This is a genomic window from Streptomyces sp. NPDC050856 (genome assembly GCF_040653855.1).
Classification (GTDB): domain Bacteria; phylum Actinomycetota; class Actinomycetes; order Streptomycetales; family Streptomycetaceae; genus Streptomyces.
Genome location: NZ_JBFAGV010000039.1, coordinates 1 through 14,736 on the forward strand (window position 1 = coordinate 1; position 14,736 = coordinate 14,736).

Annotated in this window: 14 protein-coding genes and 1 tRNA gene; 5 read left to right on the forward strand and 10 right to left on the reverse strand. The window is 72.0% G+C overall.

The genetic code is table 11. The features are described from left to right. Positions 1–409 precede the first annotated feature (409 nt). The gene (locus AB0H53_RS26080; protein ID WP_362118065.1) at positions 410–1,477 is read right to left on the reverse strand and encodes an arabinan endo-1,5-alpha-L-arabinosidase; all 1,068 of its coding nucleotides are present in this window, start codon (positions 1,475–1,477) and stop codon (positions 410–412) included. 258 nt (positions 1,478–1,735) lie between these two features. Next, positions 1,736–1,810, reverse strand: a tRNA-Val gene (locus AB0H53_RS26085). 190 nt (positions 1,811–2,000) lie between these two features. Here AB0H53_RS26085 and AB0H53_RS26090 point away from each other — a divergent pair. The 4 genes from AB0H53_RS26090 to AB0H53_RS26105 all read left to right on the forward strand — a co-directional run bounded on the left by AB0H53_RS26090 (position 2,001) and on the right by AB0H53_RS26105 (position 5,236). Further along, on the forward strand, positions 2,001–2,774 hold the full coding sequence (locus AB0H53_RS26090; protein ID WP_362118068.1) for a DUF4097 family beta strand repeat-containing protein: 774 nt from the start codon (positions 2,001–2,003) through the stop codon (positions 2,772–2,774). Positions 2,775–2,846: 72 nt separating this feature from the next. Continuing rightward, the gene (locus AB0H53_RS26095; RefSeq protein WP_362118071.1) at positions 2,847–4,190 is read left to right on the forward strand and encodes a hypothetical protein; all 1,344 of its coding nucleotides are present in this window, start codon (positions 2,847–2,849) and stop codon (positions 4,188–4,190) included. Between the two features lie 129 nt (positions 4,191–4,319). Further along, positions 4,320–4,538, forward strand: a complete 219-nt coding sequence (locus AB0H53_RS26100; RefSeq protein WP_362118074.1) for a zinc ribbon domain-containing protein — start codon at positions 4,320–4,322, stop codon at positions 4,536–4,538. An 86-nt stretch (positions 4,539–4,624) separates the two neighbouring features. Beyond that, positions 4,625–5,236, forward strand: a complete 612-nt coding sequence (locus AB0H53_RS26105) for a DedA family protein (protein WP_362118077.1) — start codon at positions 4,625–4,627, stop codon at positions 5,234–5,236. On the opposite strand, the gene AB0H53_RS26110 is transcribed toward AB0H53_RS26105, so the two are convergent. Genes AB0H53_RS26110 through AB0H53_RS26120 form a run of 3 tightly spaced genes read right to left on the reverse strand, consistent with a single transcriptional unit; the run spans position 5,205 to position 9,693 of the window. Further along, entirely contained in the window at positions 5,205–6,023 is an 819-nt protein-coding gene (locus tag AB0H53_RS26110) for an HAD family hydrolase (RefSeq protein WP_362118080.1), read from the reverse strand. The two genes, AB0H53_RS26105 and AB0H53_RS26110, sit on opposite strands and share 32 nt — an antisense overlap. Next, positions 6,020–8,527 carry a phosphoribosyltransferase gene (locus tag AB0H53_RS26115; RefSeq protein WP_362118083.1) on the reverse strand — a complete coding sequence of 836 codons (2,508 nt, stop codon included), beginning with the start codon at positions 8,525–8,527 and terminating at the stop codon, positions 6,020–6,022. Before AB0H53_RS26115 ends, AB0H53_RS26110 begins: the two co-directional genes overlap by 4 nt. Then, a complete protein-coding gene (locus AB0H53_RS26120) occupies positions 8,524–9,693 on the reverse strand; it encodes an HpcH/HpaI aldolase/citrate lyase family protein (protein ID WP_362118086.1) in 1,170 nt (389 codons plus the stop codon). Before AB0H53_RS26120 ends, AB0H53_RS26115 begins: the two co-directional genes overlap by 4 nt. 166 nt (positions 9,694–9,859) lie before the next feature. Between AB0H53_RS26120 and AB0H53_RS26125 the strand changes: the two genes are divergently transcribed. Then, positions 9,860–10,729, forward strand: coding sequence for a TerD family protein (locus AB0H53_RS26125; RefSeq protein WP_362118089.1), 870 nt, complete (start codon positions 9,860–9,862; stop codon positions 10,727–10,729). Between the two features lie 63 nt (positions 10,730–10,792). Here the strand turns inward: AB0H53_RS26125 and AB0H53_RS26130 are convergent, their stop codons facing one another. The 5 genes from AB0H53_RS26130 to AB0H53_RS26150 all read right to left on the reverse strand — a co-directional run bounded on the left by AB0H53_RS26130 (position 10,793) and on the right by AB0H53_RS26150 (position 14,672). Then, on the reverse strand, positions 10,793–11,536 hold the full coding sequence (locus AB0H53_RS26130) for a Tellurium resistance (RefSeq protein WP_362118092.1): 744 nt from the start codon (positions 11,534–11,536) through the stop codon (positions 10,793–10,795). 126 nt (positions 11,537–11,662) lie between these two features. After that, on the reverse strand, positions 11,663–12,799 hold the full coding sequence (locus AB0H53_RS26135; protein ID WP_362118095.1) for a DUF475 domain-containing protein: 1,137 nt from the start codon (positions 12,797–12,799) through the stop codon (positions 11,663–11,665). Between the two features lie 49 nt (positions 12,800–12,848). Next, positions 12,849–13,424 carry a TerD family protein gene (locus AB0H53_RS26140; protein WP_362118098.1) on the reverse strand — a complete coding sequence of 192 codons (576 nt, stop codon included), beginning with the start codon at positions 13,422–13,424 and terminating at the stop codon, positions 12,849–12,851. Positions 13,425–13,518: 94 nt separating this feature from the next. Beyond that, entirely contained in the window at positions 13,519–14,094 is a 576-nt protein-coding gene (locus tag AB0H53_RS26145) for a TerD family protein (RefSeq protein ID WP_362118101.1), read from the reverse strand. Between the two features lie 113 nt (positions 14,095–14,207). Next, positions 14,208–14,672, reverse strand: a complete 465-nt coding sequence (locus AB0H53_RS26150; RefSeq protein WP_362118104.1) for a peroxiredoxin — start codon at positions 14,670–14,672, stop codon at positions 14,208–14,210. Positions 14,673–14,736: the final 64 nt, after the last annotated feature.

The window sequence follows — 14,736 nt, forward strand, 5'->3', positions numbered from 1 at the left end:
TTCCGCCTGACCGGATGGGTGCTCAAGCCGGTACGCGTCCTCGACGCGGCCACCCACGACATCGCGACCGGGCGGCTGAACTCGCGGGTCGCGGCGCAGGCCGGGCCAGCCCGGCTCCTGGTAGGGGCAACCCGAAGGCGGATCGGGGGGCCAGCCCCGGTCATCCCGGGGCCGAAGACCGCTGAGATTGCCTCATCACCCCTTCAGCGAGCTCGGCTCGCCCGAGGTCCGTGACTTCGGGCTGACGGTGACGGCCCGCGGGCGGAGGACCTGGTGGCATCATCCGGAGCGGGTCATCGAGGCCGCGCCGAACGGTGAGCCGGCCTGAGACCGCTCCCGGCCGGCCGCGTCCCCCGTCCCGGCAGGCCCGGGCTCACCGCACCAGGTCGACGGGGGAACGTCCACGGCGTCAGTACGCGGTGGGCCAGCCGTCGCTCCACTTCAGCAGGTTGAGGCCGAGCTTGGGGGCACCGCCGTCACTGCCGTCGTAGTAGTGGTAGACGAGCAGGTCCTCGCCGCCGTCGCGCATGATGTCCTGCCCGCCGGGACCGATCACGGACTTCTGTGACGCCATGACCACGGTGCCGCCGTCCTTGTTCATCGCGACGCCGTTGCGGTCGTAGTAGGGCCCGGTGGGGCTGGTGGCCCGGCCGACCTTGATCCTGTACGTGGAGGCGGTACCGCTGCAGCAGGTGTCGTACGAGGCGAAGAGGTAGTAGTACCCCTTCCGCTTGACCACGGTCGGGCCCTCCACCGCCCTCGGCGCCGTGGAGCGCGAGGCGAGCGAGTGGCGGGTGGTGTCCCCCGCGTACTGCTTGCCGGTCCGCGGGTCGAGGCGGATCATCTTGATGCCGCTCCAGTGGGAGCCGAAGGCCAGCCACCACTTGCCGTCGTCGTCGACGAACAGGTCGGGGTCGATGGCGTTGTGGTCGCTGCCGGCCGTGGAGGAGTGGACGATGCCCTGGTCCTTCCAACTGCCCGGCGTCCCGGTCGTGGAGGTGGCGAGCCCGATCGCCGAGGTGTTGGAATGGAAACGGGAGACGGAGTAGTACATCAGGTACCGCCCGCCGTGGTAGGAGAGGTCGGGTGCCCACGGATCGTTCTCGGCCGAGTAGCGCGACCACCAACGGGGCGGCGCGGAGAAGGCGTTGCCGTTGCGGCTGAAGGCGACGCGATCGGTGGAGGTGCGGGACTCCAGGTAGCCGTGGGTGGAATGGAGCAGGTAGCGCCCGTCGGGCGCGCGGAGCATGGTCGGGTCGTGGACGACGACGTCGCCGGTCACCCTCCCGGGGCCGGGGTAGGCGGACGCCCTCGACGGCGCCGCCGCGGCCTTCGACTGCGCGCCCTCTCCGAACACTCCGAAAGCCGTGCCGTAGGCCATGGCCCCTGCCGCGGCCAGCGCCAGTGCGATCCCCGACAGCAGGGCCGTCTTCTTTCTGCGGTGCCGCGCCTTGCCGTGGCTGTGCAGCTCACTCATGTGTGTTTCCCGATCTGTACGTCCGTGGGGGCGCCCGTGAGGAACGGGCTGCTCAACAGTTGCCGCAGAGTCGGGAACGGTTGCCGTACCGCCGCCAGCCTCCGGTTGCCCGGTACGGAGAGGCGGTCGGTCACATGGACCGGCCGCTCAGGGGGCACCCCGGTCGGCGGTGACCACAGCCGGCGGTGACCACGACCGTTGATGTCGGGTACGGATGGCGAAAGACCCCCGGCCATGATCGGCTGGGGGTCTTCGTCCTGGTGGGCGCGGACGGTTTCGAACCGCCGACATCTGCTTTGTAAGAGCAGCGCTCTACCCCTGAGCTACGCACCCGTGGATTGGGCAACAGCGTACATGGCCCACCGGTGGGTCCCGCAAACCCGTGCGCGGCGGGAGCGCCGGGCGGGCCGGGGGCGGGGGTTGTCCCTACCTTCGGTGCGGGGGGTGGCCGGATCGTTGAGCGGCGCGGCGGATACGTAGAGTGAGGACCGAGAGACAGCACAGACCGAGTGGGGGAAACACCGTGGCCGTACCCAAGCGCCGCCGCAGCCGTACGTTCGTCTTCGCCGTCGGCGCGTCCGTGCTGGTGGGGCTGGTCACCGGGTGCGGGAACACCGATGTGGCGGGGGCACCGGTGGAGCGGAAGGCGTTTCCGTTCAGCGGGGCGACGCTCACCATCGACGCGGACGACTCCGAGCTCGTCGTGGTGCCGGCCGATGTGAAGGACGTGCGGGTGGCCCGGCAGGTGGACGGGTGGGTGGCCTTCGGGGAGGGGCCGGTGCCGCACTGGAAGCTGGAGGACGGCCGGCTCACGCTGGGCGTCACCTGCAAGGCCCTGGCCGGCGACTGCCGGGCGCGGCACGAGGTGGAGGTGCCGCGCGGAGTGGCCGTCACGGCGGAGGACGACAACGGGGACGTGACGGCGGACGGGTTCGCCACGGCGCTGAAGGTGACGTCGGACAACGGCAGGGTGACCGTTCGCAACAGCAGTGGACCTCTGGACCTGCGCAGTGACAACGGGGAGATAGCCGTGACGCGGTCCACGCCGAAGCGTGTGGTGGCGAGGGCCGACAACGGGGAGGTGAGCCTCGCGCTGGGGGCGGCGCCGGACCGTGTGGACACCGTCAGCGACAACGGCGCCGTCACCATCGAGCTGCCCGCCGGGGCCGCGTACGCGGTCGACGCCGAGAGCGGCAACGGGGAGGTCGACGTGGACGTGGCCACCGATCCGCGCAGTGCCCATGTGGTGAACGCGCGCAGCGACAACGGGGAAGTCACGGTGCGCGGCGCGAACTAAAGGGCCCGTGTGTTCGTCCTTACTGGTGGGAGAATGAACCGGTCAGGGGCGGACACGGCACGGGAGCGGGATGTGACGGCGACACGCGCGCGGCGGTACGTGACGGACGTGCTCGCGCTGGTGCTGCTGCCGCTGCCGGTCCTGGCCGCCGTGGTGCCCGGCGCCTTCGCCGGCGGCGGCACCCGGCGGTGGTTCGGCGGGCGCGGGGAGAGCCAGCGGGCCGACGCCCAGGCCGCCAGGGACGCCGCCGCGGCCGCGTTCTACGAGCTGGACACCGCCCAGCGGGACCTTCGGATCTCGATCGAGACGATCACGGCGGTGGACGGCTCGCCGCCCGCCCGCCGGGTCGCCGACGACTTCGCCGCCCTGGGGCGGCGCATCGACGAGGTGAGCCACGCCTACATCACCGCTGTCGACGCGTACGACCTGGACCGGGACGGCCTCGAAGCCTCCGTCGCCTCCCGGGCGCGCGGCGAGCTGAACCGGGCCAAGGACGACCTCGTACGGGTCAAGGCGGAGCTGGACCGGTTCGAGCAGGGGCTCGGGCCGCTGCTGGGCAAGGCGGAGACCCAGCTGGCGCGTCTGGCTCCGGCGGTGGAGCGGGCCCGCGCGGCGCTGCTGGCCGCCAGTGACGCCCTCGACACGGCGCGCGCCTCCGGTCTGCGGGCGGACGATCTCGCGGCCCGGCTCGCCGCCCTGGGCCCGGAACTGACCAAGCTCAACGAGGGCGCCGGACGGCACGGCGTGCCCGACACGCTCCAGCGCGCCGACCGGGTGCTGCGCGACGCCGAATCCGTGCGTTCCGAGGCCCGGCGTCTGCCGGAACGGGCGGCCGACATCGACAAGCGCCTGGTCTCCCTGCGTACCCGCGCCCAGGCCCTCGCCCACCGCGCGACCACGGTGGAGCCGGTCCTGAGCGAGCTGCGGCGCCGTTTCACCGTCGCGTGCTGGCAGGACCTCCAGCACGTCCCCGAGCAGGCCGCGACGACCGTCCGCCAGGCGGAGGAACGGCTTCAGGAGGCGGGCGTGGCGCGCGCGGACCAGCGGTGGGCCGACGCCACCGCCCTTTTGGCGACCGTACGGGCGCTCCTCAACAGCACCGACGAGGCCGTGTCGGCGGCCGGTGACCGCCTCCAGCGGCTGAACGCCGTCGCCGAGGACCCGCAGCAGGAGATCGAGCGGACCCGCTTCGTGATCCGCGACGCCCAGCGGCTCGCCATGGCGGGGCGCAGCACCCCCGACCCCCGGCACGCCCGACCGCTGGACGACGCGGTGGCGCGGCTGGACCGGGCGGTGGGCGGGCTGGAGGGCCGCCACCCCGACTACTGGCACTTCCTGCGGGAGACCGAGGCGGTACGGGCCTCGGTGGGCCGCGTGGTGGAACTCATCCGGGAGGACCGGGGCGGCGGGCACTGAACCGGCGCCCGATCCGGTGCGCCCGGCCGGGCACGGGGTGCCGGGCCGCCGTGCCCCGCCCGGGCCGGCCGTCCACGACCACGGGCCACGCCACGGCGCCGCCACCCGCCGCGCGGATAACCTGTCCGTATGCCTCGTTACGAATACCGCTGCCGCACCTGCGGCGACACCTTCGAGCTGAACCGGCCGATGGCCGAGTCCGCCGCTCCCGCCACCTGCCCCGACGGGCACGACGACACGGTCAAGTTGCTGTCGGCCGTCGCGGTCGGCGGCACGGCCACCGCCAAGGCCGCGCCCTCCGCCGGCGGGGGCGGGGGCGGCTGCTGCGGCGGAGGCTGCTGCGGCTGACCCGGGAGAGCGGGGGAGCTGACGCGGCGGCGCCCGGAATCCTGGCCTTCAGCGTGCCTTCAGGTCCGCCTCCCTAGCGTGGCGCCATGGAACGCTGGATCAACAGCCTCATGGACACGCTGGGAGCGCCCGGCGCCGGGATCGCCATCGCCCTGGAGAACCTCTTCCCGCCACTGCCCAGCGAGGTGATCCTGCCGCTGGCCGGGTTCGCCTCCGCCACCGGCCGGATCAACCTGATCGCGGCGCTGTTGTGGACGACCGCCGGTTCGGTGGTCGGGGCGCTCGCGCTGTACGGGGTCGGGGCGCTGCTCGGCCGGGAGCGGACCGTCGCCATCGCGGCGAAGCTGCCGCTGGTGAAGACCGCCGACATCGAGCGCACGGAGGCGTGGTTCGAGCGGCACGGCACCAAGGCGGTGTTCTTCGGGCGGATGGTGCCGGTGTTCCGGAGCCTGATCTCGGTCCCGGCCGGGGTCGAACGGATGCCGCTGCCGGTCTTCCTGGCGTTGACCACGGCCGGCAGCGCGCTGTGGAACACCGCGTTCGTCCTGGCCGGTTACGCGCTCGGCGACAACTGGGAACAGGTCAGCCGCTATGTGTCGACGTACTCCAAGGTGGTGCTGGTGGTGGCGGTCGGCGCGGTGCTGGCGTTCGTGGGCGTACGGCTCCTCAAGCGGGATCCGGACGCACGGCGGAGCTGAACCGGCGGAGGATCTCCTCGCCCGCCATCACGCCCCGTTCCTCCAGTACGTCGACGTGGGCGGCGTTCCACCCGGCCTCGGCCAGCTCGCCGTGGCCCGGCCGCCAGGCCCGGTCGGCGGCGAGCAGCAGGTCGGCGTCGAGCAGCGAGTCACCGGCGGCCAGCACCGGGGCGGCGCCGGTGCGGCGGGCCACCTCCCGCACGGCCGCGCTCTTGGTGAGCGGCTGCGGTACGGCGTAGACCTTGCGCCCCTGGAGGGAGACCGCCCAGCCCCGTGGTCCGGCCCACTCGGCCAGCTCCTTCATCCAGTTGTCGGGCAGCATGGCGCGCTCCACCACGAGGTAGACGAAGAGGTCCTCGGCGACGCGTTCCTTGAGCAGCCAGGCCGGGTCGGCGGCGGCCAGCAGGTGGGCGCGCACCTCCTCCAGCGTGGCGCACTCGTCGGCGAGGCGGGCGGCGACCGTGCGCCGCCAGCCGGGGTCGGAGACCTCGTCGACGAGCAGGTGCCCGCCGTTGGCGCAGATCGCGTACCGCGGCGGCGGACCGGGGAGCCGGACGCGGTGGTACTGCTCGCGGGTGCGGGTCGTCACCGGCACGAACAGGGCGTGGCGCGGGAGTTCGGCGAGCAGGGCGGCGGCGGTCTCCGTGAGGTACGACAGCGGCTGCTGCCGGTAGAGCTCCACGCACAGCAGGCGCGGCGCCTCGCTGTCCGGCCCGGTCAGGCCGAGGGCGGCTGCCGAGTAGATGAGCGTACGGTCGAGGTCGCTGGCGACCAGGGCGGTGGTCACGGGCGGCTCACCGCCGTGCCGTCGGCGCCCGTGGCGCCCCTGGTGTACTTCGGGTGGATCAGTCCGACGCAGGTGTACGGGAGGCCGTCGACCTCCTCGACCGGTACGCCGCGCTGTTCGGCGAGCAGCCGTACGTGGTCCAGGTCGGCGCCGGCGCCGCGCGCGGCCAGGACCTTCCACGGGACGCGGCGCAGCAGGACGCGGGTGGTCTCGCCGACACCGGGCTTGACGAGGTTGACGTCGTGGATGCCGTACTCCTCGCTGATCCGCTCGACGGCAGCCCAGCCCTCCCAGGTCGGTGAACGGTCCGCCGCCAGCAGCTCCTTGACGTCCGCGCCGACGGCTTCGGTGACCTCGTCGAAGCGGGCGGTGACGGCGTCCAGGAAGTCGTTCGACACATCGGCGCCGGCCAACTCCCGGTAGAACTTGGCCCCGTGGTAGTCGCCGGGGCCGACCAGGTCGGCGCGGAGCACCGTCCGGGAAACGAGCCCGGAGACGGTGGAGTTGAGGCAGGCGGAGGGGATCAGGAAGTCCTCGCGGGTGCCGTAGGTGCGCACGCACGAGCCGGGGTCGGCGAGCACGGCGATCTCCGGGTCGAAGCCCGGGAAGGGGGCGAGCGCCTCGGCCAGTTCGCGGGTGATGGCGCCCTTGCCGGTCCAGCCGTCGACGAAGACGACGTCGGCCGGGTCATGGTGGTGCCGGAGCCAGCGCACGGCGTTGGTGTCGATGCCCCGGCCGCGCACGATGGACACCGCGTAGTGCGGCAGGTCGAGCCCGTGGCGGTGCTGTGCCCAGCGGCGCATCAGGACGCCGACGGGCGTGCCGGCCCTGGCCAGCGACACCAGCACCGGGCGCGGGGAGCGTTCGGCGAGCACCGTCTCGGTGACGGCGCCGACGGCCCGGGCGATCCGGGCGGCGGAGGTGTCGAGGGCGGCGCGGAACAGCTCCTGGTACCGGGCGTTCGGCTGGTACTCGACGGGCAGGGACTCCGCGTAGTGGGCGCCGCCGCTCTGGATGGCCTCCTCGCGCTCCTCGGTGGGCGCCTCCAGTTCGACGTCCGACAGGTCCTGGAGCAGCCAGCCGACCTCCTCGGGCGCGTACGAGGAGAACGCGGGGCCGCGCAGGGGGTCGGGCAGCATGGACGCACCTTCGGGTGGGGGGGTGTAGGAGGGGACGACGGCGAGCAGCACGCGCGGGATGTGCGCGGCGAGCCGGGCCAGCAGGCCGTCGGGGGCGTGCAGTGCGGGGGTGTCGGCGGCGGAGTCGACCACGGCCAGCACCGCGTCGAAGCCGCCGCCCGCCACGTTGTAGGCGTACCGGTCCCCCGGGCCGTCGGCCGGGTCGTCGTGGGCGGGGAACACCAGCCGGGTGCGGATCGCGTAGCCGGGGTCGTCCACGGCGAGCACGGGCGAGCGGGTGGTGGTCGAGTACCGCACGTCGGCGTCCGCCCGCTGTTCCAGCGCTACGCCCAGCGCCAGCGGGGCGTACATCAGCTCCTCGCACCCGAGCACCAGCACGCGCGGCCGGGGCCGGGTGGTGTCCGCTGCCGGGCCGGCCGGGCCGGGGCCGTCGTCCGGCCGGGCCGGGAGGCCGAGCGCGCCGGCCACCCGAGCGGCCATCGACGGCAGCGCGGCCTCCAGTCGGGCGCGGTGCTCGGGGGTGAAGCCGTGCCGGCCGCCGTCCGGCACCCCGGCCGGCCAGCCGAGGTCCACCCGCCGTACCGGCACGGCGCCCGCCCGGCCCGCCCCGGCGGCGCCGCCCGGCGCGGGCGGTGCCGCCGCCTCGTACCGGGCGACCAGCGCCTGGCCCTTCTCCAGGACCCCCTCCGGCAGCCGTACCGTTCCCGCCGCCAGCGTCACCAGGTCCACCCGTGCGCCGATCTCGTCCGCGAACCGCGCCAGCCGCCCCCGGTCGCGCGGCGAGCGCATGTCGACCAGGGCCACGATCACGTACCGTTCACGCGGGTAGCGCTCGTGCAGGGCGCGCACCGTGTTGAGCACCGTGTTGCCGGTGGAGAACTCGTCGTCCACCAGCACCAGCGGCCCGCGCCCGGCCAGCAGTGCCGGGTCCTCGGGCAGCAGCAGGTGCGAGGTGGCGTGCGAGTGGGCCTCCTCGAAACCGCCCGCCCGCGCGACGCCCGGGACCGGGCGCCGGGTGGAGTGCAGGTACGGGGCGACGCCCAGTCCGTCGGCCACCGAGTGGCCCAGGCCGGTCGCCGTCTCCGCGTACCCGAGGACCACGGCCCGTTCCGCGTCCGCGCCCAGCAGGCCGCGCACCCGGACGCCCAGCTCGTACCCCGAGCGCCACACCACCGCGGGGCTCTGCGGCACGTGCTTGCCGAGCACGTTGGAGACGAGCAGGTGGGCCCGCTTGGGGTTGCGGCGCAGGGCCAGCCCCAGCAGCTCGGGCAGCCGCGGGTCGCCGTCCAGCTCGACACCGAGCCGCTGGGCGACCCACGTTCCGGTCCAGGTGCCGCTGCCCGCCACGTTCCCGTCCTCCCTCATTTGCACAGCCCGGCGGCCAGCAGCTCCACGAAGCCGACGTCCTCCTTGGCGACGCCGAAGACCTCGGCCCGCTGGAGGGTCCGCTCGGCCCAGGCGCGGTGCGGCTTCACCTCGTTCATCTTGTTCGTGTACGCCGAGCGCAGCACTCCCCCGCCGCCCCGCTCGGGCCGCAGGATGTCCCGCGCGTCGCTGAACTCCTCGTGGCTGACCACGGACAGCGCGTGCACGGGCAGGACGTGGGAGGGGTGGATGCAGGTCTTGCCGAGCAGGCCGTTGGCCCGGTCGAGCGCGATCTCGCGCAGCAGCCCGTCGAGGTCGTGCTCGATCAGCGCGGTGCGCAGTTCCTCGGCGCGCTGTGCCATGAAGGGGCTGCGGCGCAGCTGGGGCTTGAAGATGCGCTCCTGGACGCGGAAGTACTCCCACACCGGCCCGGTGATGGTGAACCCCGTACCGTCCGAGCGGCCCAGCACGTTGACGACGTCGGCGATGACGCCGGCGACGATCTGCACGTCGTAGGCGGTCATGTCGGGCGAGCGGCGCAGCCCGTACGCCGAGCAGAAGTCGGTGACACCCAGACGCAGCGCGAGGACGCGGTCGCGGTACTTGTCGACGATGCGGGCGATGCCGGCGAGGGTGTCGCGCCGGCTCTCCAGGTGGAGCAGGTCCGGCGACTCCAGGACGGGCATGGCGAACAACCGCTGCCCGTCACCGATCCCGGCCTCGGCCTCGGTGAGCGCCTCCAGGAACGGAGCGCCGCGCTCCTCGGTGAACTTCGGTAGTACGAATCCGGACAGCAGCCGTACGGCGGGGCCGAGCCGCCGCACCAGGTCGGGGATCTGACCGGGCTCCCGGACCCGGACGAAGAGCAGCGGGGTGTCGGCGCCGCGCGCCGCGAGGTCGGTGAGCTGGCCGACCAGATTGGCCTCGGCGCCTTCCACCTCGGCGTCGTCGATGGAATCCTCCAGGCACAGCACCATGGACACCACACCGCGCCGGGCCTGCTTGAGCACGTCCTCGCCGAGCCTCGGCCGGGTGGCGGGGCAGTACAGCGTGGCGCCCAGAGCGGCGGCGAGGACGCGCGCCGGGGACTGCGCGTCGAACTCGCACGGCTCCTGGTGGAACAGCGCGGCGCGGGCAGCGGGCGGGATGTGCCCGAAATGACGCATATGGATCCCCCGTACTGCCGTGATGGCCCTGATGACATGTGGCCGGTAATAGTACGTATGGACAGGTGTCCCGGGTTCCCCCTGGGCATGAACTTCAGGTAACTCGTCCGCTTCTCGCCCCCCTGCCCGGCCCCCGCGTTGTCCGTACCGTGGGCGGCCAGGCAGGATGACCGGCATGACGCACGCCATGCTGAAAGGCTCGAACGTTCCGCTCGACGCCGCGGCGGTCCGGGCCGTACTGCGCTGGACGCCCGGCCCGGGGGTCCCGGACGTGGACGCCTCGGCCCTGCTGCTGGGCGCCGGCGGACGGGTGCGTTCGGACGAGGACTTCGTCTTCTACAACCAGCCGCGCCACCCGTCGGGGCTGGTGCGGAGGCTGCCGAAGAAGCGGGTGGCCGAGGGGCTGACCGACACGGTCGAGGTGGACCTGACGGGGCTCGACGCGACGGTGGACCAGGTGGTGCTCGCCGCGTCGTCGGACGGGGACACCTTCCAGCATGTACGGGATCTGCGGATCTCGCTGTACGACGCCGGGTCCGCCGCCTCGGAACCGCTGGCCGTCTTCGAGGTGAGGCCGGAGACGGGCGAGGAGACCGCGATCATCTGCGGGGAGCTCTACCGGCGCGGCGAGGGGTGGAAGTTCCGCGCGGTCGGGCAGGGCTACCCGACGGGGCTGATCGGCCTGGCGACGGCGTTCGGCATCTCGGTGGAGGAGTCCGACGAGGAGGCCGGGGAGGCGGGGGCCACCGCGCCCGCCCGGACCCCGTCCGAGGCGCCGTCCGAGGCGCCGTCCGCGGCCCCGTCCGAGGCGCCGTCCGCGGCGCCGTCCGAGGCCGACGGACAGGCCGCGCAGGCCGGTCCGGCACCCGTGCCTCCTCCGCCCCCGGTCCCGCCCGCCCCGGTGCCGGCACCGGCACCGGCGTACGGGTATCCGCAGCCCGCGTACGGCTACCCGCAGCCCGCCGCGGGCGCGGCGCCCGCACCGGACCCGAACTTCCCGATGCCGCCCATGGGCCCCCAGTTCGCCCGGCACTGAGCCGCCCCGGCCCGGTGGGCGGGCCGGCCCCGCGCCGCCCGGGCGGAGTGGGGGTGCGGGCGGTCAGGCCTTGCCGGCCTTGAAGCCGCGCCCCCACTGCAGCCCCCAGCCGTACAGCCGGTCCAGCTCGGCCTGGAAGCCGTAGACGAACCGCACCTCCCGGCGCACCACCAGTTCACCCTTGACGTTCTCCAGCAGGAACACCGCGCACGAGCGGGCCTGTGGCGCGCGCTCGTCGAGCTCTATCTCGATGCGCGGGCCGTTGCTGGGGTACAGCGTCATCGTGGCGTGCGTCCGGTCGAACGCGGGCGTCTGGTCGTAGATGTAGACGAAGAACAGCAGCCGCTTGATGTTCTCGCGCTGGTCGAGGTTGACGAAGATCGTCTCGCCGGACGGCGCGCCGAACCGGTCGTCGCCGCTGAGCTTCACGTACGGCGCCGAGTTCAGGTCGCCGAAGAAGCCGCCCAGCGGCTGCACCACGCCCTTGGTGCCGTCGGCCAGCTCGTACAGGCAACCGATGTCGAGGTCCACGTTGACCACGCCCTGGGTGTGGGCCTGCACCACGTCGGGCTTGAACAGCCGGCCGGGGTTGCGCAGCAGCCTGCCCGCCTGTTTGGACCTGCCCTCGATGTCGGAGGTGCGCATCCGCCACGACAGGTTGACCCGCAGATTGCCGGTGGCCGCGCCCTGTTTGCTGAGCGAGACGCTCGGGCGCCGTTTGGTCAGGTCGATGGAGTTGGTGGCGGCCGCCCCCGAGTCGAACTGCGTGGTCGCCCTGTCCCGCCACAGGCTGTCCCAGATACCCATGCCCCACCCCGGTCGTCGAATGTCCCCGATGCCGTGTCGCCGGACGGCGACGGGGCGGCCGGGTGCTCCCGGCCGCCCCGCAGGGAAGCGTTCCTCATTGGCCCGGCTGTCACACCAGGAGGGGGGTCACACTCCTGAGGAGACCTTCGCCTTCCCGCCGGAGCCGCCCTCGGCGGCGGCCAGCCGCTTGTTGCGGCGGACCGACGACAGGAAGGACGCCGCGATCAGGAAGACCCCGATGAGGCCGGTGACGATCTCGCTGATCTCGTGCTGGATGGTGACCAGCAGGATGACGGCGAGGGCGCCGATCGCGTAGTGCGCGCCGTGCTCCAGGTAGACGTAGTCGTCCAGGGTGCCCTGGCGGACCAGGTAGACGGTGAGCGACCGGACGTACATGGCGCCGATGCCCAGGCCCAGCGCCATCCAGAAGATGTGGTTGGTGATGGCGAAGGCGCCGATGACTCCGTCGAAGGAGAAGGACGCGTCGAGCACTTCGAGGTACAGGAAGAGGAAGAAGGCGGCCTTGCCGGCCAGGCCGACCGCGGAGACCGGCTTGCCCTCCTTCTTGGCCTTCTCCTCCACCTCGTGCTCGCGCTCCTCCTCTTCCTCCAGCTTGTCCTCGAAGTAGCCGGACAGCCCCCCGACGACGAGGTAGGTGATGAGGCCGGCGACGCCGGCGAGGAGCACGGTCGCCGACTTGTCGGCGTGCCCGGTGCTGGTGTGCGCCTGCGTGGCGAAGGTGATGGCGGTGAGCAGCAGGACGATCAGGGCGATGCAGACCGACAGCATGTCGACCTTGCCGAGCTTGGCCAGCGGGCGCTCCAGCCACGCCAGCCACTTGTGCTCGCGCTCCTCGAACATGAAGTCCAGGAAAATCATCAGCAGGAACATGCCACCGAACGAGGCGATCGCCGCGTGCGCGTCGGTGACCAGGTTCTCGTACTGCGTGGGCTGGTCCATGGCGAGCTGGACCGCTTCGATCGGTCCGACCTTGGCGCTGACGGCGACGATGACGACGGGGAACACCAGCCGCATGCCGAAGACGGCGATCAGGATGCCGATCGTCAGGAAGATCTTCTGCCAGAAGGCATTCATCTTCTTGAGAATTCCGGCGTTGACGACCGCGTTGTCGAAGGACAGCGAGATTTCGAGGATCGACAGGATCAATACGATCCCGAACGCCTCCCAGCCCCACTGCCAGGCGGCAAAGGCCAGGCCGACCGCCGTGACGGCGAACGACCAGCCGAAGGTTTTCAGAACCACTGGCTACCCCATCGTGTAAGTACGGGAATCCCCCGCGCCGCAAGCGGCTTTACGAAACGTTGACCCCGAAGTCTAGAGCGATGCCCCTCAGGCCCGACGCGTACCCCTGACCCACCGCCCTGAACTTCCATTCCCCGCTGTACCGGTACAGCTCACCGAAGATCATCGCGGTCTCGGTGGAGGCGTCCTCACTCAGGTCGTACCGGGCCAGTTCCTCGCCGTCCGCCTGGTTCACCACCCGGATGAAGGCGTTGCTGACCTGACCGAAGGTCTGGCCGCGGTTGTCCGCGTCATGGATCGAGACCGGAAAGACGATCTTGTCGCAGTGGGCGGGGACCTGGGAGAGGTCCACGATCAGCGACTCGTCGTCGCCGTCGCCCTCACCGGTGAGGTTGTCACCGGTGTGCTCGACCGAGCCGTCCGGGCTGGTCAGGTTGTTGTAGAAGACGAACCACTCGTCGCCGAGCACCCGGCCCGACTGGCAGAGCAGCGCGCTGGCGTCGAGGTCGAAGGGCGCTCCGGTGGTGGAGCGCGCGTCCCAGCCGAGTCCCACCAGTACCCGGGTGAGGTTGGGTGCGGCCTTGGAGAGGGAGACGTTGCCTCCCTTGGCGAGCGTGACGCCCATGACGGTGGTTCCTCCCCTGAGATGTGCGGAAAACAGGCACGTCCGGCGCCGCACGACAAGCCGTGCGGCGCCGGACGTAGCGACGCGGAACGGGTCAGACGTTGACGCCGAAGTCCTGCGCGATGCCGCGCAGGCCCGAGGCGTAACCCTGGCCCACGGCGCGGAACTTCCACTCCGTGCCGTGGCGGTACAGCTCGCCGAAGACCATGGCGGTCTCGGTCGAGGCGTCCTCGCTGAGGTCGTACCGGGCGATCTCGGCGCCGCCGGCCTGGTTCACCACGCGGATGAAGGCGTTGCGGACCTGGCCGAAGGACTGCTGGCGGCCCTCGGCCTCGTAGATCGAGACCGGGAAGACGATCTTGGCGACATCGGCCGGGACGGCCGAGAGGTCGACCTTGATCTGCTCGTCGTCGCCCTCGCCCTCACCGGTGAGGTTGTCACCGGTGTGCTCGACCGAGCCGTCGGAGCTCTTGAGGTTGTTGAAGAAGACGAAGTCCTGGTCGTTGCGGACCTTGCCCTCGGCGTTCGTCAGGATGGCGCTGGCGTCCAGGTCGAAGTCCGTCCCGGTGGTGGTGCGGACGTCCCAGCCCAGACCGACGGTGACGGCCGTCAGGCCCGGGGCCTCCTTGGTCAGCGAGACGTTGCCGCCCTTGCTGAGGCTGACTCCCACGAGTCCCTCCATTGGTGTCCAGGGGCAGCGCCCCCGTCGTGCGTTGGCATCGGAATGAACGACTGGATCCTAGTGATCGGTTCCCACCCCGAGCAGGCTCCTGGCCGGAATTGTCACAGGGTGTCGAGCGCCTTGAGGTAGTCGTCGAGGTCCCGGGCGTCCGGCAGGTCGTTGACGACCGTCCAGCCGACCACGCCCCGCTTGTCGATGATGAAGGTGCCGCGCACCGCGCAGCCCTTCTCCTCGTCGAAGACCCCGTACGCGCGCGAGGTCCCGCCGTGCGGCCAGAAGTCCGAGAGGAGCGGGTACTCCAGGCCCTCCTGCTCGGCGAAGACCCGCAGGGTGTGGATGGAGTCGGTGGAGACGGCGAGCAGCTGGGTGTCGTCGTTGACGAACTTCGGCAGCTCGTCGCGCAGAGCGCACAGCTCGCCGGTGCACACGCCGGTGAAGGCGAAGGGGTAGAAGAGGAGCACCACGTTCTTGCCGCGGAAGTCGCTGAGCCGCACGGTGCGCCCGTGGTTGTCCTTCAGCTCGAAGTCCGGGGCCTCGGTGCCGACCTCGATCGCCTCGATCGCCATGACAAACGCATCCCTTCTGTGGGCGGTCCGGTGGCCTCCCACCCTACGCACCGGGCCCCCGCCG

Coding starts and splice junctions, on each gene's coding strand:
- AB0H53_RS26140 (WP_362118098.1), bottom strand. CDS start 13,424: ATGGGCGTCACGCTCGCCAAGGGAGGCAACGTCTCCCTCTCCAAGGCC.
- AB0H53_RS26125 (WP_362118089.1), top strand. CDS start 9,860: ATGACCGGCATGACGCACGCCATGCTGAAAGGCTCGAACGTTCCGCTC.
- AB0H53_RS26105 (WP_362118077.1), top strand. CDS start 4,625: ATGGAACGCTGGATCAACAGCCTCATGGACACGCTGGGAGCGCCCGGC.
- AB0H53_RS26115 (WP_362118083.1), bottom strand. CDS start 8,527: ATGAGGGAGGACGGGAACGTGGCGGGCAGCGGCACCTGGACCGGAACG.
- AB0H53_RS26080 (WP_362118065.1), bottom strand. CDS start 1,477: ATGAGTGAGCTGCACAGCCACGGCAAGGCGCGGCACCGCAGAAAGAAG.
- AB0H53_RS26130 (WP_362118092.1), bottom strand. CDS start 11,536: ATGGGTATCTGGGACAGCCTGTGGCGGGACAGGGCGACCACGCAGTTC.
- AB0H53_RS26150 (WP_362118104.1), bottom strand. CDS start 14,672: ATGGCGATCGAGGCGATCGAGGTCGGCACCGAGGCCCCGGACTTCGAG.
- AB0H53_RS26120 (WP_362118086.1), bottom strand. CDS start 9,693: ATGCGTCATTTCGGGCACATCCCGCCCGCTGCCCGCGCCGCGCTGTTC.
- AB0H53_RS26100 (WP_362118074.1), top strand. CDS start 4,320: ATGCCTCGTTACGAATACCGCTGCCGCACCTGCGGCGACACCTTCGAG.